This is a genomic window from Furfurilactobacillus curtus (genome assembly GCF_054657915.1).
In genome coordinates, this window is record NZ_BAAHXU010000001.1 from 490,819 (window position 1) to 509,836 (window position 19,018).

A 19,018-nucleotide genomic window follows, 5' to 3' on the forward strand; every position below is an offset into this window, starting at 1 on the left:
AAAAAAGACGATTTTTTTAATTTTAAGTTGTGAACAACTTTCGCGTTTGTCCTGTCATACACCAATCTAGTAGTTCGTAAAACATTTTACAAACTTTATCAATTAGCTATACCAATTTTAATAACAGCTTTGATTTTAACCGAAATAAGCATAACTTCATCACTGATCAAAGATGCATTTCACCGATTTAACGCGGTTTCAAAGTGAACCATATACCCCGTTAACAAAGCCGATTAATCGTTCCTGTGACAGACCACTCATCTTGTTCTAACATAGTGCCTACCAGGTTACGAGGTTTTTCAATGCTCAATCAAGACGAGTGGTCGCTAGTCTCCCCTAAATTATCGCTAAACTCATTAACCTTTTTGACCATGCCAGTTGGATAACGCTGTCGCAAATCACTGAAATATATTGTCAGTGCAAATATAATCTTCTTGTAGATCACTAAAAAAACACCTCAGATCTTGTCTGTGGTGTTTTTTCAATCAATTAGTTAAAACTCTTAAAGCGGATGCCATCATCAATGTAATCCTTGTCATCAGGTGTTGATTCAACAGAACCGAATGGCATCTCACCACGTAACCGCCAGTTATCCGGAATATCGAATTCAGCTTTCACAGCCTCGTCGATAAGCGGATTATAATGCTGCAACGAAGCGCCCAAACCATTTTCAGCTAAAGCCGTCCAAGCGGCAAACTGAGCGTTACCAATATGCTGTTCAGACCAGTCATAGAAATTCTCCGCATACAATGGAAAGCCTTCCTCTAATTCCTTGACCTTGTCCATGTCCGTATACCACAACATTGTGCCAAAACCAGCTTTAAAAGCACCGTTCACTTTAGCCTCAGTGTTACCAAATGCTTCTGCTGGTGTAACCTTCTTTAACTCAGCCAGAGTCATATCCCACACTTTTTCGTGAGCCTGACCATAAGTAAAGACCACTCGAGTTGTTTGACTGTTAAACGCTGAAGGCGCTTCTTTAACAACGTCAGTGATTAACTGATTCAATTCAGCTTCGGAAAAGTTGACGTCCTTTCCTAGCGTGTAAATTGTCCGACGTTGCTTCATTAAGTTGAGTAAATCTTCCTTCATCTCAAATGCCTCCAAGTGATTTCAATTAAGTAGTTGAGCAATAGCTCTGGTATTACTATATACAACTTACAAAAAGTAAGCAAGGCCTATTTAACTTTTTCTCGCAAAAAGACCGACCCTTGCCCAGTCGCACAAACTGAGTACCAGTTTCGTTTCGATCTTGTGCATCTATTCACTTTAGGTGACAACTGTGCGAGAATGAAAGGAGTTCATAAAGTAAATTCAAGGAGGCTATCATTATGGCAGGACGTTTAACTGACAAGGTCGCAATTATTACTGGTGGAACTAAGGGAATTGGATTAGCCACTGCGGCGGCTTTTCTTCGCGAAGGTGCCAAAGTTGTGATCACATCACGCAATGAAAACGATGGTGAACAAGCAATCGCACAATTAGCCGGTGGTGACAACGCGACTTACATGCAACAAGACGCTTCTAATGAAGATCGCTTTAAACAAGTTATCGATGACACCGTTGCTAAATACGGCAAACTGGACGTAATCGTGAACAACGCTGGGATTGCCATTGCCAAAGACGTTGAACACACAACTAGTGAAGAATGGCATCAACTGCTTGGCATTAATCTAGATGGCGTGTTCTATGGAACTAAATATGCGATGATCGCCATGAAAGATCACGGTGGGTCGATCATCAATATGTCTTCCATCGAAGGATTCATCGGCGATCCACTCTTAGCCGCTTATAATGCCTCCAAGGGTGGTGTACGTTTGTTCAGTAAATCAGCTGCCCTCTACGCAGCTAAACAAGGTTATGGCGTTCGCGTCAACACTGTGCACCCCGGCTATATCAAAACACCATTAGTCGAAGCACAGCCTGGAATGGAAGAAGCCCAAACTAAATTAACACCAGTTGGCCACATTGGTGAACCAGATGATATCGCAAATATTTGTGTCTATCTTGCCTCTGACGAATCTAAATTCGCGACTGGCTCCGAATTCGTCGTTGATGGCGGCTACACCGCTCAATAATCAAGCACTGCTCATCATTTAAACCCAACGATAGTCGCTAAATTTACAGTGTAGTCAGTAATTTTAGGGTAAGCGGATCTTATGCTGTATGGTCCCTTAGCACGTTAATCATTGACCTCAATATAAAATGTAAACCAGACCCAGCATCGTTAGATCATAATGACATGATGCATGTAAATGCAAAAACGTCGTACCCTCATCCATCGGATGAAGGTACGACGTTTTGCATTAATTATCAATCAATCCGGAAGTGTTGCGTAGGCCAAACGATCAATGACAGAGGTAACTTGGGGATAAACAGCGTTCAGTTCAGCTTTTGTAAAGAGTTTAAAATCCTGATAATCAAATCCTGGTGCAACCACACAGCTAACCAAACCAAATTCAGCGTGATCTGACACCTCTGAGCCGAAAATGACGCCAGCGCGAACGGTAGCTTGTAGGACTTGTCCAGCATCTAAATCAGATCCTAACACGATTTTTTGATATGAATGATCTGGCATTAAACAGTGAATCGTCACTGCCGCTCCATCGTGAAAGAACCATAACTCATCATGCTTAAGTTGATGAAAATGTGATGGCGAACTATGACTCAACAAAAAGTAAATACTAGTGTATTGATAGCGTTGTGCTTGGGCAATCTCGTCCAGTTGCTTAATTGAACTATGACCAACTTCTTTAAACCAGCCGCCCTCAGGATGCGGCGTCAACTTTAGCTGGTTAATAATCGTTTTCATATCCATTCTTTTTCTCCTCATATAGCAACAACCAAAGTTTCCATCCATATAAAAAGGTAGTTCTAAAATAACAACCTAATAGAGCGAAACGTACCAAGTTTAGACGATTTCATGCAGGCCATCATTTCCCATGTCCCACCAAAATACCGATTGCAACGCCAATTCCGGTCAATGCCCCAAAGCCGTCGCCAATTTCAAGCATATAATGATCCGCATTATCAGCTTGCTGGCGAATTATCAGCACAGTCTTGGCTCCATTTCGAAGTACATATTGAGCCCGTCCTAACCCTGTAGTTAACTGTAAATTCTCGTGGCGAACATTAATCTGGTCTGTGCTCCGATAACTGACTGTCCGTGTCGCGACCACCGCGACAGGTTGTTGATTGATTGATAAGCGATAGCGCGCCCCCATAAATCGCCTTTTTGACTCGATCAATAGCGTTTGACCATCAATAGTGAGCTCATAATGGGTCGGTGTTGTTATCAGCCACCCCAAGAAACCATTCCAAAGGCTAGACCAAAAATGGCTCCGACTTTGCCCTAAAATCAGACCTGTGTCTGACAACACACGAAAACGCTGCCCATGTTCATTAAATTGAAGTTGTATCGTTAAATTCGTTGCTCTCACCACCCGTAAACGCCTTTTCTTTAGGATACGTGGTTATTGCCGATTCAACAAGCGTTCGTTGTTCATCAGTCCGTAGCCATTGCCCCTGCTTTTGAACTGCATAAGTTCGTGAAGCTTCTTTAAATCCTGGAACATTTTTCCAAATCAAGGCTTCAAGCTTTTCGACCGACCGCGGTTCAGTGGGTGCCTGACCGTGAGCCATAAAGTGGCGGGCCTTGGGCATGATCCGCCGGCCATGGCCATAAATAAATGTTTTAATTTCGTCGGTTAGTTCAGCTGGTGTCAACTGCAATGCATCCGCATACCCCGTTAGCATATAATCTTCAACGGCGGCAACCATTAATGTTTCAATCGCCATATCATGAAAGTCTTTGGGATCGGTTACCACCAATTCTGGATGAAAGTTAATCACATTGGTCAACGAATTCTCCAATCGCGGCCGAGCAACTTCAAAGCCAGATTCGGCCATCATCGTACTTAGATAATCCTTTTGGATTTGGACAATTTGCATGGCATCTGCTAACCGACTACGAATAAAGTAAAGCGTTGTCGACAATAATAACTTCAAGCTGTTGTCAAACACTAAGGCGACGGCATTTCCTTGGTCCTCCAGCGCAATCAGATTGTAAAAGCTCACCCATCCAGTTCGCCAATCGCTTGGGCCGCCAAGCGGGACTAGACCAAAATGTCCATGGACAAACGGCAGATAAGCTTGATTGCCAGCATATAAATGGGCCAAACGCATATATAGACTCGTCATCGTGGGATGCTGTTCAGTCACCTGCTTCATCAGTCCCACCGCACTGGCCTGAGTTAAAAATGCGCCCTTGCACCAATCAATTACCAATGTGTACCGGTGCGTATCCAATTCGACCGGTTGCAACAAAATCGTTGTCGCTAAATCAAGCTTATATCCGGTAAAAACCTGATGCTGTGCCCATAATTCCTGGGCAAATTGATCGGTTCTCAAATTAAAAGTCTTACCATGTAGCATTGAGTTCATCCATAAAGTCATTGGTGGTGCTCCTCTCAGGTATGTCTGTTACTCGTTCAGTATAAATGATTGGGTGAGCCTCTAGTAACTATAATTCAATTAATGTTCGTATTTGATCGTTAAATGTTATTTGTTAACAAATTTGAATGATGGATGGAGGTAATTTTAATCATTTTCCGAAAATACCAAAGCCTGCGAAGCTAATAATCCGCAATAAACGAACTTTAACCTATAAAAGACCGAAAACTTAATAATTAAAGGTTTCCTTAAGATGTTTTTCAAATGACAGTTTGCATCACAGCCATAAGGATTTTTTTAATTAGCCCGTCAACTTGATTTAGATCGCAAGTCAAATTCCAACAACTAGTCCTCGTCTAAATGAATAAAGTTCCAAGAAAATTACCTTATTTTTCAATTCCGAAATGTCATAAGTGTGCTAGTATTACAAGGTTAGTTATATGTTAGGCTTTGAAGCTAGATCAATACGCATAAACTTGCAGATACTGTTATTTTAAAGAATTGGAGCTGACGAAACTTGGAGGAAGAGTTTCTTGAACAACGAAACATCAATTTAACTGGCTTAGTCTTAATGGTTTTTACCGCGATCTATGGTATCGGGAATACAACGGTTGCTTACGATCAAATGGGTTATGCCGCCATCATGTGGTATATACTAGCCGCTATTTTATTTTTCTTACCTAGTGTCTTGATGTTTGCTGAATATGGCGCGACTTTTAAGGCCGCTCATGGTGGAATTTATTCGTGGTTGGCCGAATCAATTGGGGAACGACTCGCTTTTACGGGTACGTTTATCTGGCTTTCCGGGTGGATCGTATGGTTAGTCTCTGAAGGATCAAAGATTTGGATCCCTTTCGCTACTGCAATTTCAGGCCATGACACCACCCAACAATGGCACCTCCTAGGGCTAAATTCCACCGAAACCATTGGGATATTAGCCGTTTTGTGGATGGTTGTGGTCACCTTTTTCTCCACCCATGGCATCAATCAGATTGCCAGGTTTGCGGCCTTCGGTGGTGCAATCTCCTTACTGATTACAGCATTTTTCATGCTAACCAGTTTGCTTCTCTTACTAATCAATGGCGGGCGCCTGGCCCAACCAGTTACCAGCATGAATTTAATTCACTCGCCGAACCCACAGTTCACTTCACCAATCGCATTAATGTCATTTGTTGTTTACGCGATTTTTGCCTATGGCGGTATGGAAACGATGGGCGGGGTTATCGATAATGTTAAAAACCCTGAAAAAACGTTCCCCAGAGCCATGCTGATTTCTACCTTCCTGATGTTGTTTATCTATTCAATCGGTATTTTCATGTGGGGCATTAGTGCCAATTGGCACAGTGTTTTAGGTAATAAGTCAACCGACTTGGGTAACGTGCTCTACGTTTTGATGAACAATTTAGGGGCCAGCTTAGGACATGCGCTACATTTATCGAGCGCGGGAGCAACCAGTTTAGGTAACTGGTTCGGTCGTTTGATCGGCATTGAAGAATTCTTATCAGATACCGGAGCCTTCTTTGTGTTGGTTTACTCCCCCTTAAAATCATTTATTATGGGCACGCCTGACAAATTTTGGCCAAAACGTGTCACCCGTCTTAATCGATTTCAAGTGCCGGCATTCGCAATGTGGATGCAAGCTCTGATTGTCTGTGTCGTTATTCTAGCGGTGGCCTTTGGCGGCAATAGTGCTCAATCTTTTTACACTGTGCTAACTGATATGGAGAATATTTCATCAGCCTTCCCTTACCTATTTTTAGTTGGCGCTTTCCCATTCTTCAAGCGCCGTCACGATTTACAACGACCGTTTGTTGTTTACAAAAAGCCAAGTATCACTTGGACGGTGTCTGCGATTACTTGGATCACAGTCTTAGCGGGCATCATCTTCACCGTTATCCAACCAATGTTAACTCATGATTATTACACAGCTTTTTGGACCATTATCGGACCGATCTTCTTTGCCGGCATTGCTTTGACGTTTTATCACCATGCAAATAGGAATACAAATTAATCGTTTAAAAGAAGTCCAATTAATAAACACCGATGAACCGGGATCGCCGATTCATCGGTGTTTATTGGTTTAATCAGCCACCTAATCTCTAATTATTGCTGATCTTCTAGCCACTGATACAATAGCAATTCCATAATTACAATGGCAGCGACACGTGAACCGATCTCTAATCCTTGAGGAGACTGCACTTCATCAACAAACGTATATAGATTGACATCACTAAGATTTTGAACTGGATTATTATCCGCCCGCGTAATTGACAAAATTAGGGCACGGCGGTCTGAATGCTCAAGCAACGTTGAAATAAGTTCAATAAACTCTGAATGTTCACCACTATAATCAATAACAAGCACTAAATCCGCGGCCGAAATATGGCTAATCGCCGCTCGCCGATATAATCGATCTTCAGGAAAATTAACATTAAAACCTGACATCCGATAAAGATTCGCAATATACTGGGCCGCACTCTTGCTCGTACCTGTCGCAAAAATAAATAGTGTATCAGCACGTGCTAATTTGGCCGTTAACTGATGGAGGACTTCCGGCCGGATAACGTGAACTGTCTCGACAATATTCTTTAGGTAAGCTTCCCGATAATCGCTTTGTTCAACCACAAATTGATCGGATTGTTCACTATCAGTGGAAGCGCCCTCTCGCGTTGTGTATTTCAAGACCGTGATAAGTTCACTGTAGCCAGAAAAACCAATTTTACGCACAAAGCGAAGAAACGTTGCTGTTGAGACAAAACACTTCGCTGACGTCTCCCGAATTGACATATTCTTAATGTCATTCATGTTTGTCACCAAGTAGTCAAATAGCTTGCGTTCATTACTGGTCAAATTTTGTATGTGTTCGTCGACAATTTCAAAAAAATTCATAAACGAGCCCCCAATCCATTCATATTAGGGCGGGTGTGAACAATCGTGTGAATGTTACCACCACCTAAAATCATTTCTCGAGCTGGGAAAGGTACAACCTCCTTGTCTGGACACAATTGCTTCATCTTTGTCAGTGCAACTGAATCTTGCGGGTCACCAAATTGAGGAACGATGATGGCGTGATTCAACGTGACAAAGTTCACATAGCTTGCCGTCAATCGTTGGCCATCTGTCCTTGGCAACAACCCATTGATCGGATCAATACCGCTAGCTTCCTGCTGTCGAATGCTTTGAATATTGGGCATCAACAAATAATGAATTTTCAAGGAACGTCCCTTTGCATCGGTGGTGTTTGCTAGAATCGCTTCGGCTTCTCGGACTGTTTCATACATCGGATCTGCAGAATTATTTGTCCATGTTAAAACAACTTCACTGGGACGAATAAAATTCACCATGTTATCGATCGCACCATTAGTTTCATCCAAAAAATAGCCATGTTTTAACCAAATGACTTTTTGAATGCCAAGGATCTGCTTAAATGCGCCCTCGATCTCCAATCGCGTCCGCCCCGGATTACGCCCTTCAGACAACAGCACATCCTCAGTGCTAATCAAGGTTCCCTCGCCATCAGTTAAAATGCTACAACCTTCAACCACTAAATCATGGTCGATCGTATAAGGAATTCGATTCAATTCGGCCATTTTTTGACCAATTAACCGGTCTTGATCCCAGGGAAAATACAGGCCATCCAGTAAACCACCCCAAGCATTAAAATCAAAATTGACGGCCTGCAGCTGGCCTGCAATTTCCGTATAAATCGGTCCAGTATCCTTAATAAATACATCATCGCTGCTTAATTCCAATACGCGAATTTGATGCGCCAATCGCTTGCGCGCGTTAAGATATTGTCGTGTCGATACAAACATCGTGACTGGTTCGAAGCCAACTAATAAGTTTGCTAATTCCGCAAACGCCGCTTGTGCCGGCTTGGCACCATCACGCCAGTTATCTGGTCGCTCTGGCCAGATCATATACAAATCTCGTTGTGGTTCAAATTCCGCCACCATTCTTGGCTTACTCAATTTTTGACTCATTAACAACTACCCCCACTTTCTATGTTTTTAACAATACTCGAACTCTCACTAAAAAAAGTCCCTAGTTTAAGTTCACACGATAATTTTATGTAACCAATAATTTACGTAAGACAAAGTCCCCTACCTCCCAATTGGGAAATAGGGGTCCTTGACTTATGGCTCAATCATCATCATTAGCTTTCCGGCTGCCCACAACATTACTGAACTTTTGCCTGGGTAATGATCGTACCAGCACCACTTTTTAAAAAATTAGGGATATTTTTTAATGAGGTAATGACTGCTCGGCCGTGACTATGATTTACAAAATCAATCGCAGCTTGAATCTTAGGTAGCATTGAACCCCGTGCAAATTGATTTTGAGCGATATAGCGCTGACACTGGGCTACCGTGACCTCCGTTAATTGTCGTTGATTAGGTTGATTAAAGTTCACATAGACGTTATCAACTGCCGTCAACACAATTAATAAGTCTGCATGAATTAGCTCAGCCAATTTTTCCGAAGCAAAATCTTTGTCAATCACGGCTTCTCGGCCGACATAACCCTGCTTTTCGCGCACAACGGGCACGCCACCGCCACCAACGGCAATCGGAATCACTTGATTGGTAACAAGTTGATCAATCACTGAAGCTTCCACCACATTTATCGGACGTGGTGAGGGCACGACTCGCCGAAATCCTCGGCCGGCGTCTTCCACAAATGTTTGTTCACGGTGTTTAGCGCGTTGACTAGCGACTTCATTGGCATCATAGAAAGGTCCGATTGGCTTAGAGGGATCCGTAAAGGCGGGGTCGTTTCTGTCAACTTCCACTTGCGTCACCACAGTTGCGACTGCTCTTTTTAGGCCAAGTTCGCTCAAAGCTTCATCCATTGCATTTTGCAACCAATAACCGATACTTCCTTGAGTCATGGCCACCGCTGTATCAATCGGCATTGCCGGATTTTGTAGCGTGGCACCGCTGGCCTGTTGAAGCAATAAATTACCAACTTGTGGACCATTTCCGTGGGAAATAACCAATTCATCGCCTTGCTGAACAAATTGCACCAGCGATTGAGCGGTTTGTCGAAGTGCTGCTTGTTGGGCCGCAGCACTCGCGTCTTTAGTTAAAATCGCATTTCCACCAAGCGCAACTACAATTCTTCGACCTGTCATTTACAATCACCTATGCTTTCGGAACTTGTTGGGTAACGCAGTGAATATTGCCACCACCTAATAGAATTTCACGAGCAGGCACCCCAACAACTTTTCGGTCTGGATACAAATCTGATAAGACTTTTTTGGCATTGGCATCAGCAGGATCATCGAATGTTGGATAAACAATGCCGTCATTAGCCGTATAGTAATTGACATAGCTAGCTGCTAACCGGTCACCGGCTTGACGTGGCAGTGTGCCATCCACCGCATCGACACCTTCGCTTTCTTCTTTGGTGATGAGAACTGGCTTAGGAACGTTTAATTTCACAACTTGAATTTGACGTCCCTTTGCATCCGTGGCTTGTTCAAGAATTGCCAAATTTTCTTGGGAAATCTTGTATTGTGGATCCGTCTCGTCGTCTGTCCAAGCCAAGGCGACCACCCCCGGACGGACAAAATTGGCAATATTATCCACATGACCATTTGTTTCATCATGATAGATCCCATTCTTTAGCCAAATGATTTTTTCTAGATTCAAATGTTCCTTTAGCACCGTTTCAATTTGCTCTTTTGATAATTGTGAATTACGTCCTGCTGAGAGGAGACATTCTTCTGTCGTGATCAAAGTTCCCTCGCCATCGACGTGAATCGAACCGCCCTCAAGGATAAAGTCGTCTAATCGGTAACGGTCAACCCGTTCTTGTTCCGCCATCTTCTGAGCGACCCGATCATCCTTGTCCCAAGGAAAATACAAGCCGTCAACTAAGCCACCCCAAGCGTTAAACGTCCAATCAATTGCGCGTAAGCCGCCCTGATCGTTTTTAACAAAGGTTGCGCCACAATCGCGGATCCACGAATCATCGTTTGAAATTTCAACCACTTCAACCTGATCAGGCAACATCGTGCGCGCATTTTCATATTGATCATCATTAACACCGACAGTCACATGTTCGAATTCTGAAATTGCGGTTGCGACATTAACAAACGTGTGTTGCGCTGGTTTGCCCCCATTACGCCAGTTATCAGGTCGTTGTGGCCATAAAATATACACACCTTGATGTGCTTCAAATTCAGCAGGCATCCGATAACCATCTTGTTTAGGGGTACTTGATAAAGTTCTCATATTAATTAGCTTCCTTTCTACTTAGCTTGGTTAGCTTGTTTTAAGTCAGAATGTTGTTCATGATGTTCAGCAACACGTACTACAATTTCACCAATAATCAGTGCCAAAATCGTGCCAATCAAGATTGGAATCTTATTGTTCATTTCTTCGCTGGACCCATTTAATGGCAAAATTGACAGTAAAATGGTAGCAATGAGCAAGACCTCCGGGATCCACGTCATCAAATTAATTAACCACGGTCCGCCTGGAACTTTAAACGGTCGATCATGTTGCGGATCACTGTGGCGCAATTTCCAAAATGCCGGAAACATCATCGTATAGGACAGTAACAATGCGACAACATTTAAGGCGAAGAATGCCCAAAAAATATTTTGATTAGGGATAAATGGTGAAGCGATGACCATCACAGATGCCACAATCCCATTTAAATAACCAGTGCCAACTGGCATTCCTTTGGCGTCTTCTTTACCAAAGACTGCCGGTAGCGCATGATCTTTGGCAGCATAGTCGGCTACGTAATTCACGCCTAACGCCCAAGAAACCATTTCTGAGGCCAAAATATACAGGAACATAATTCCAATAATAATGACAAACCAGTTCATCTTGCCGATCATCAAGATAAAGCTATCAATTAATCCAGAGGAAGCTGATAACTTATCTGTCGGAATTGCCGCGCCCATTCCAAAGGCGGCTAATAGGTAGAAGAATGCAATGAGCACCCCACCATAGATGATCGCCTGGGGGATTTGCTTCTTCGGTTGGTCCATATCGTCAGCCATCGTCGCCACAACTTCAAAGCCAAGGAAGTTAAAAATAATGACCGATAAATTACTTAAGCTAGATAGATTGAGCTTCGGCAATAAATTAGTACCAGTATAATCATTAGCTAAACCTCTGGTAGCCGCAAAATAAATACCTAGAATGCCTAAGGATAGAATGGTGAAAATCTTAGCAAACGCGGCTAGGTTCAAAATCCATTTGCTTTCACTGATTGGCTTATTTCCTAGCAAGACAACCGTCCAAACAAATAGGAGTTGAATTACCATCGTCCAGGCAACATTCATGTGAACTTTAAAAATTTGTGAGGCCACTTCGGAGAATAATACGGCTAAGCTTGCCATCCATAACGGATAGTTGATCCAGTAAAGCCAAGCCAGACGACCACCCCACCGTCGACCAAAGGCCTGCTTTACCCAATCGTATAAACCACCATCGCCAACATATGTTGTTCCTAATTCGGATGAAATAAGTCCATAAGGGATGAAGAACAAGATCAATAGAAAAATCCACCAAAAGAATTGCGAAGGTCCAATCGCCGCGGCTGGCGCAGCCGACTCAACCACTAATACCACTACTACCGCCATTAGGACGGCATCAAACAGTCGAAATTTTTTCTTATTTTTCTTCATTACGCACTTCCCCTTTGAAGAAGCTAAGCTCGATAACAAGCCTTGAGTCAGCTTCTAGCCAACTTGATGCGTTAATAAGGCATCAAGCTTTGACTGAAACTGTTCAACTTCCTGTGTCGTTGCGTGTTTCATCAATGGATTAAGTAAGTACGTAAAAATCGCGCGCATCGCTGTCTTTCGGTTGCCGGCTTCTTCCCAGACTAGTGAGTAATCGGAATCAATAACTTCGTCGGTCACCTCTTCACCGCGAGTAGCTGGTAGACAATGCAAGAATTTTACATGATCAGAGGCTTTCGCAACCAAGTCAGCGTTAACTTGATACTTTGGATAAAAAATATGCATCCGTTCATCCTTTGGTAACTCTGATTCATACAGGCCGTACCACACATCCGTATAAATGAAATCAGCGTCCGTTAAGGCTTCATCAGCATTATCCGTCACTAACACGGAACCACCTGAAACAGATGCGTTCTGTTGACCGATCGCCAATTCTTCAGGCTTAATCTGGAAGCCTTTTGGCCCGAATTGGACAAAGTCCATGCCCATCTTGGTCGCCATGAACATTGTCGAAACACAGACCTGCGTGGCATCCCCAACAAAGACGATCTTGCAGTCACTGAGTTGTTTACCAGCGGGCAAATGCTCACTCATTGTAATGATGTCACCAAGTTCTTGGGTGGGATGATTATAATCGCTCATAAAATTAACAACTGGAACCTTGGCAAACTTACCAACTTCAGTCACTGTCTCGTGTCGTTCCACCCGCGCACCAATGATGTCGACAATATTACCAAGCACATGAGATGTATCCTCGATTGTTTCGTGCCCACCAAGTTGAATTTGTCCAGGCGCCAGATACTGAGCATGTCCACCTAATTCAGTCATCGCGGCTTCGGCGGATGTCCGGGTACGGGTTGATGATTGCTCAAAGATCATCCCTAATGATCGATTTTTTAAAAGCTGAGGGTAATAACCCTCGTTAATGGAAGCCTTGATGGCAATCCCCAAATCAATCATGTATTGAATTTCTTCCTTGGTATAGGTATTCGTGTCAATAAAATCACGTTTTTGCATGATGTCTTACTCCTTTTCAATAAATTTTCTTTGATTACGTGAACAGCTTAACGAGACAATCAGAAAACAGGAAGCGCTTCCAGCATTTCCAAAACGGTCAGTAAAAAAGGTGTAACGTGTTTCTTTTGATGAAACACGTTACACCTTCTATCCATCCACTAACCACGCGCTTGCCAGGTCGTTAGTGATTTAAATTGTGGCGAAATTGTCTGATTGATGTGTAACAGCGATAATTGAACAACAACTTCAAACCGAGTATGAAAAAGGCTCTGCTATTTTCACAAATGTTCCTTTTCTTGATCAAACTCGGTATATATTTCAAAATACAATTTTATTTCTACCTTTCATCTCATATCAACTCGTATATTTTTAACGGTGACTTAAAGCCAAAAGATTCATTGTTTCATTGGGATAATTCCGGAGGGTAAATCTTGGGTTCGTTTGTGATAGATCGCCCGTTCCCCACCGATGTATTTAGGCTTACTTCGAATAAAGCTCACATGTGCGCGACCGATATTTTTAATCGACGTGCGGACGGAGATCTGAACAAAGCGCACGTGCATACCAATAAATGTGTCACCAATGTCCATGCCAGCATCCCCCACGACATGCTCAACTTCTACTGGATTTTTAAATAACTGAAAAGCAGCTACCTGCGCTGGACCGCCAGCACTAATTGACGGTACAACAGACACAATCTCTAAATTTCTTTTTTTCGCCAATTCACGTTCAACCAAAATGGCCCGATTGATATGTTCTGATCCTTGAACTGCTAATTCAATATCGCGCGGCTGCAAAACATCCAAGAGCGTCCTAATTACTAACACACCAAGTGATTCACTTGAACTACTGCCCATTCGATAGCCTTGAATTTCGCTGGTACTACAGCCTAGAACAAAAATATCGCCTTGCTCTAAATTTGCTTTGCCCAATAACTCCTTGACGCCAGTCTCAATTTCCAGTCGAATCCGTTCACTAAGGTCCAGACTGTCCATACCTGCCTCCTTAACTTCTTTGCCGTTTTTTACGGTACTTCCACGAGACCAACGAAAATCCCAAAATAATGGTCATAAGTGGGTTTAGGTAAGGGTAAAAAGCAAACGGAATATATTTTAAAGGATTGACATTGAGGGTGCCCGAAATAAACACACCGCTCACGCCCCAAGGAACAAGCGCGTTAATATCAGCACCAGCCGTTGCTAATGTTCGTGATAAGTATTTGGGGTCCAAACCCAATCGATGGTAAGCCCCTTTAAAGGTTGTTCCCGGTAAAATAATTGAAAGATACTGCTCACCAACAGCAAAGTTAATTCCAATACCACTCAACGCGGTCATTAGAATTAAACGTCCAGGCGTATTTACAAAACGTTGAATACTGTCAATTACGCCGTGTACCACACCAAATTTAATTAATAATCCGCCAAGAGAAAGTGCACAAATAATGAGTGAAATTGATCCCAACATGCTATCAATACCACCACCACTCATAATCTTATTAACCGTTGATACGCCCGTTGTTGCGTGGTATCCACTCATTAAAATCAACCCAATTTTATTAATCTTAATCCCAGGTGATTCAATTAAAACCATTGCGATGGCCGTCAGCGCGCCTACCAATAGGCTTGGCACAGCGGGCACTTTGCGCCAGGCCAGCAACAATAGCACAATAATCGGAATCAGTGACCATCCAGAAATCAAGAACGAATGTCCGAGTGTATTACTAATTTCGTGAATAGTTTTTAAATCAGCCACATGTGTCGTGGTGCCAATGAAAAAGTACATGGCCATAGCAATCACAGCAGCCGGTATGACGCTTTGACTCATGTTTTTTAAATGAACATACAAATCCACCTGTGCGATCCCAGTGGTTAAATTAGATGTATCAGATAATGGCGACATGTTATTCCCTAAAAAGGCACCAGAGACTATCGCCCCCGTAACTATTGGCGCAGGAAATCCCAACACATGGCCGATGCCCATAAAGGCAATTCCCATCGTTGAAATGGTAGTGAATGCGCTACCTACCGTGATCCCAATAAGTCCACAGATCAGAAAAATTGTGGGCAAAAAGAATTTGATAGAAAGCACTCTAAAACCAATGACCATAATTGTGGCGATGGTACCCGATGCCAACCAAGAAGCAACTAATAAACCGATCATTAAAAATATAATGATTGGAATGATTCCTGGCGTGATTCCTTCAACAATTCCATTAAAAATTTCATCCCAACTAAACCCACGCAGGTGACCATAAAACATAATTAGTGTGAATACCAACAAGATTGGAATTTGAGGTGCCATTTTGTAATGAATAATTAAAATGCCCAATAAAGAAAACATTACAATTAACGTTATTAAGCTCTCTGCTAATCCAAATTCCAGGTGCACTCGCTCATCTTTTTTCATGGTGTTACCTCTAAATGATAAAAGGGTCCCGCTTTAATTAAGTAGGCCCCTTTCAAACGTATTGTTACTACTTATTTTTTTGCAGATCGGCTTGAACTTGCGTCAACCACTTGTCACTCTTGTGGCTAAAAATTATAAGTGGTGCGACAAATAGAATAATCGTAATGAGTACTACGAAAATGGCTTGCGTTAAATCACTAGCGATCAACGTCGCAATAATAATGACAGCAATTCCAAAAATCAGTAACGTTGCCCACAAATAAGCGACGAAATTACCTTGATGTCCGAGTCGATAAGGTCGCGGTGCGTCTGGTTGCTTTTGTCGCAAACGAATAATTGAAATAGCAATCAATACATAAACTAACGCGTAAATGACCGTCGTTGCATTTGTTAGCGTTAAGAAGACTCCGTTGACATTTTTCATGACCCCATATAATAAGGCAAATAATGAAATCATGATGCTTTGCGTCAATACCACATTTTTCGAAACATCGTATTGGTTAACTTTATGATAGCCAAAGGATGCCGGTAATTGCCCTTCTCGGGCAACTTGTGTCATGGTTTTTGACGGCCCAGTCACCCAAGCTGATAGTTGAATCAAAACCCCAATTACCACCATAAAACTGAAGATGTTGGCAATAATGGTCGGCCAACCTAAAATTTTGCACCAAAGTAAAATAGGTTGAGTGATATTAGACAATTGAATTTTTCCGTTTGGCACTACATTAGCGACTAACATCCCATTTAGAATGTTCATCAAAACCAGTCCGATTAGAGCAATGAAAATTCCTCTAGTATAGGTCTTTTCTGCCTTATGAAGCCGGGGAATGAAGACCGAAGAAATTTCAATTCCAGTGTAGATGAACGAAATTGCGGCAAAATATTGAAGCGTCTGCATGTTTGAAAGACTTGGCATCAACTTCGACCAGCTGAATGTACCTAAATAACTTCCCGGATTAACACCCGTCTTAATCAGCGCAGCAATTCCCATCACCAGCATAATCACAATCGGAATATACACGCCAAGCCAGACTCCGATATTCCCACCTACCTTAGCCATATCGAACTTGAGGTTAAGAAAAGTAATAATCCAATAAAAGATCAAAATGTTGGCTAAAATAAACCAGTGATTATTTCCTAAAGCTACATTACCAATAGTATTTCCCCACAATGGACCAATAGTAGAAGCCACCATCACCATACCAGGGAACATTTGAACCCAGAGAAGCCAAGCAGTAGTAAAGCCCCATTTTTCGCCAAGTCCTGTTTTTACCCAGAGTTGCGGTCCACCTTCTTCTTGCATCATCGTTCCAAGTTCCCCTGAAATTAATGCAACCGGTAAGGCGAAGAATACGACTGCGAAAATCATGTATGTGATCTGTGTCCATCCAGTCGCTGCCACTGACGGGATGCTTCGTACCGTTGCACACAACGCCATAGTCATCCCAATGAATGTTGTGAGCCCAATTTTAGACGCCTGTTTTTCCATTTTTAAAAAATCCCCTTTTAAAAGTTTTTGAAACGACTAGCGTCTATTTTTCAAAAATGGCTGCCAGGTCTTGCTGAATTGCTGCTTTAATTTTTGGTGCGAAATAGGCAAAGTTTTCGGCACGATTCATATAAGGTGTCATGACGGAAGCTCGAATAATTGTTACTTTTTGTACCCTCTGCCATTCTGCTTCTGAGATACCGAGGCTTTGAACAAAATGTAGTGGACTATCACCATAGTCAGCTTGGGAAAAGTCAGTATGGGAAACAATGTATTCTTTTCCATAGAGACTTCCCTTGACATAAGAAGCCTGATCGTACAAATCGTGATTCAACTGATTAATCTCGTCTAAATTGGTGTTGCCCTTTTCTGTAATGACGTAATCCACCATGTTAAAATCAGGATCTGTCAATGGATGTACCTGAATTGTATGTTGCCCAACCTTAAATTCGAGTTGACCTAAAAAGTCATAATAACGTCGTGCTCCTTCCATCGACGCACCAATCAGCTTGCCATATCCAGAAACGTTCAGTGGGAGCACGTGATGGGCAGCCCACACCGCAGCTGCAGTTGCCCCAGCTTTAGAGCCTTCTAGAATATAGGCACCAAGTAATGCCGGAATATCTGCACCCTTTTCAAATACATAAGTAGCAAAATAAGAAATCGTATCTCGCATTCTGATATCTTTGATGGCAATCCCACCAGCGGCATAAGGAACATATCCCATTTTGTGAGGATCAATAGTAATCGATTCGGCTTCATCAAATGCTTTATAGGCGTCATAAACCTCTTTTTTGATGAATGACTTCTTTTCAGTGAAAACACCGTATTCTTGATGCTTTTGTTGTAGTTGATCAAAGGGAATGAAATGATTGTTTTCATCTAGGAAAATTGCGCGAGCATAACCGCCATATGCGGCATCAACATGTAGATAAAAATAAAGCCCTTTTTCCATTAACTCTTCTCGCAGCTTAACAATTTGGTCAATATTGTCGACGGCACCTTCTTCAGTGGATCCGGCAACACCTACCACCCCTAAAATTGGCGTTTTCTCTGCCGCCAATTTAGTAATAATTTGCTTTAACGCCGCAACATTCATCCGATAATGATCGTCAACAGGGACAGGGACGACTTGATCCAAGCCAATCCCAATAATGTCAGCAGCCTTTAGCCAAGAATAATGTTTCGTTTGAGGCACCAACCATTTACCTAACTCATGCAAATGTTCGCCACTTCTAGCCGATTTGTTTTTTATGGCATCCAGCTTATCGCCTGCTTTTTCTAGTAAATCCATAATTGTTTCAGTAGGTAAATTCAGTAATTCCCAATCTGATTTTCCAGCCACTAACTCCGGTGTGACCTCTTTCATGGCTAATGGCAGTGACTTAATATTTCGTGCATACCAAAGGCCTTCCAAATTTGCCAAAGATCCATCCGCTACAATGTGGCCCCAACCTTGTTGATAACCCATTAACGTGGCAAATTCGTGACCAACTTCCTCTTCCATTTGTGAAGTCGCTGGTGAGGACTCATACGCCACATTATTACCATTCCAGAGCATGGCGTAGTTATACGCTAAAATGGCTGGCATTAATGTTTCTGAATTCATATGTCCCCAATAACGTCCAGCAGAATGCCATGGTACTGACTCTGTCCGAATTCGTTGCGACAACTCATTTAAAACGTCTTTCATATGGTTAACTGTCGCGCCAAAGTTGTCACTAGATTGTTGTTCAGGCGTAATCATTGCTTTATCCTGTGGCAAGTAATTTTCACGCCACCCGAGATGCTCATCAACTAGTTCGTTCAATAAATCTTTATAGAGTTGACCATTTTCCGCCTTATCTCCAATAAACAAAGCATCAAGATCCAAATCTTTTGAAAAGGGTTTAAGATCATTCATTTTCAAAGCTTCTTTCAATTTATTTGAAGCACGCGTGTTCCTTCGC

General features: G+C 42.4%; 16 protein-coding genes. 2 read left to right on the plus strand and 14 right to left on the minus strand.

Annotated features, from left to right (window positions below; genetic code table 11):
• Positions 1-489 precede the first annotated feature (489 nt).
• Positions 490-1,092, minus strand: coding sequence for a nitroreductase family protein (locus tag ACYQ0Y_RS02550; RefSeq protein ID WP_407882460.1), 603 nt, complete (start codon positions 1,090-1,092; stop codon positions 490-492).
• A gap of 239 nt (positions 1,093-1,331) precedes the next feature.
• On the opposite strand from ACYQ0Y_RS02550, the gene ACYQ0Y_RS02555 reads away from it, so the two are divergent.
• Positions 1,332-2,078 carry an NADP-dependent (R)-specific alcohol dehydrogenase gene (locus ACYQ0Y_RS02555; protein WP_407882461.1) on the plus strand — a complete coding sequence of 249 codons (747 nt, stop codon included), beginning with the start codon at positions 1,332-1,334 and terminating at the stop codon, positions 2,076-2,078.
• Positions 2,079-2,317: 239 nt separating this feature from the next.
• Here ACYQ0Y_RS02555 and ACYQ0Y_RS02560 read toward each other — a convergent pair whose 3' ends face one another.
• The 3 genes from ACYQ0Y_RS02560 to ACYQ0Y_RS02570 form a co-directional block, all read right to left on the minus strand.
• Positions 2,318-2,818, minus strand: coding sequence for a cupin domain-containing protein (locus ACYQ0Y_RS02560; RefSeq protein WP_407882462.1), 501 nt, complete (start codon positions 2,816-2,818; stop codon positions 2,318-2,320).
• A gap of 115 nt (positions 2,819-2,933) precedes the next feature.
• Positions 2,934-3,440, minus strand: a complete 507-nt coding sequence (locus ACYQ0Y_RS02565) for a hypothetical protein (RefSeq protein ID WP_407882463.1) — start codon at positions 3,438-3,440, stop codon at positions 2,934-2,936.
• Positions 3,403-4,455, minus strand: coding sequence for a hypothetical protein (locus tag ACYQ0Y_RS02570; protein ID WP_407882464.1), 1,053 nt, complete (start codon positions 4,453-4,455; stop codon positions 3,403-3,405). Before ACYQ0Y_RS02570 ends, ACYQ0Y_RS02565 begins: the two co-directional genes overlap by 38 nt.
• Before the next feature lie 514 nt (positions 4,456-4,969).
• On the opposite strand from ACYQ0Y_RS02570, the gene yjeM reads away from it, so the two are divergent.
• A complete protein-coding gene (gene yjeM, locus ACYQ0Y_RS02575) occupies positions 4,970-6,463 on the plus strand; it encodes a glutamate/gamma-aminobutyrate family transporter YjeM (protein WP_407882465.1) in 1,494 nt (497 codons plus the stop codon).
• A 92-nt stretch (positions 6,464-6,555) separates the two neighbouring features.
• On the opposite strand, the gene ACYQ0Y_RS02580 is transcribed toward yjeM, so the two are convergent.
• The 10 genes from ACYQ0Y_RS02580 to tdc all read right to left on the minus strand — a co-directional run bounded on the left by ACYQ0Y_RS02580 (position 6,556) and on the right by tdc (position 18,972).
• Positions 6,556-7,341, minus strand: coding sequence for a MurR/RpiR family transcriptional regulator (locus ACYQ0Y_RS02580; RefSeq protein ID WP_407882466.1), 786 nt, complete (start codon positions 7,339-7,341; stop codon positions 6,556-6,558).
• The gene (gene aguA, locus ACYQ0Y_RS02585; protein ID WP_407882467.1) at positions 7,338-8,435 is read right to left on the minus strand and encodes an agmatine deiminase; all 1,098 of its coding nucleotides are present in this window, start codon (positions 8,433-8,435) and stop codon (positions 7,338-7,340) included. Before aguA (ACYQ0Y_RS02585) ends, ACYQ0Y_RS02580 begins: the two co-directional genes overlap by 4 nt.
• Before the next feature lie 197 nt (positions 8,436-8,632).
• The gene (gene arcC, locus ACYQ0Y_RS02590) at positions 8,633-9,586 is read right to left on the minus strand and encodes a carbamate kinase (protein ID WP_407882468.1); all 954 of its coding nucleotides are present in this window, start codon (positions 9,584-9,586) and stop codon (positions 8,633-8,635) included.
• 10 nt (positions 9,587-9,596) lie between these two features.
• On the minus strand, positions 9,597-10,691 hold the full coding sequence (aguA, locus tag ACYQ0Y_RS02595) for an agmatine deiminase (protein ID WP_407882469.1): 1,095 nt from the start codon (positions 10,689-10,691) through the stop codon (positions 9,597-9,599).
• Between the two features lie 17 nt (positions 10,692-10,708).
• Positions 10,709-12,100: an APC family permease gene (locus ACYQ0Y_RS02600; RefSeq protein ID WP_407882470.1), complete on the minus strand. Its 1,392-nt coding sequence runs from the start codon at positions 12,098-12,100 to the stop codon at positions 10,709-10,711.
• A gap of 54 nt (positions 12,101-12,154) precedes the next feature.
• Entirely contained in the window at positions 12,155-13,174 is a 1,020-nt protein-coding gene (gene ptcA / locus ACYQ0Y_RS02605; RefSeq protein WP_407882471.1) for a putrescine carbamoyltransferase, read from the minus strand.
• 395 nt (positions 13,175-13,569) lie between these two features.
• Positions 13,570-14,169: a TIGR01440 family protein gene (locus ACYQ0Y_RS02610; RefSeq protein WP_407882472.1), complete on the minus strand. Its 600-nt coding sequence runs from the start codon at positions 14,167-14,169 to the stop codon at positions 13,570-13,572.
• A gap of 10 nt (positions 14,170-14,179) precedes the next feature.
• Positions 14,180-15,580 (minus strand): Na+/H+ antiporter NhaC family protein, encoded by a 1,401-nt coding sequence (locus ACYQ0Y_RS02615; protein WP_407882473.1) that lies wholly within the window; start codon positions 15,578-15,580, stop codon positions 14,180-14,182.
• A 67-nt stretch (positions 15,581-15,647) separates the two neighbouring features.
• Entirely contained in the window at positions 15,648-17,069 is a 1,422-nt protein-coding gene (gene tyrP / locus ACYQ0Y_RS02620; protein ID WP_407882474.1) for a tyrosine-tyramine antiporter, read from the minus strand.
• Between the two features lie 43 nt (positions 17,070-17,112).
• Positions 17,113-18,972: a tyrosine decarboxylase gene (gene tdc / locus ACYQ0Y_RS02625; protein WP_407882475.1), complete on the minus strand. Its 1,860-nt coding sequence runs from the start codon at positions 18,970-18,972 to the stop codon at positions 17,113-17,115.
• Positions 18,973-19,018 lie beyond the last annotated feature (46 nt).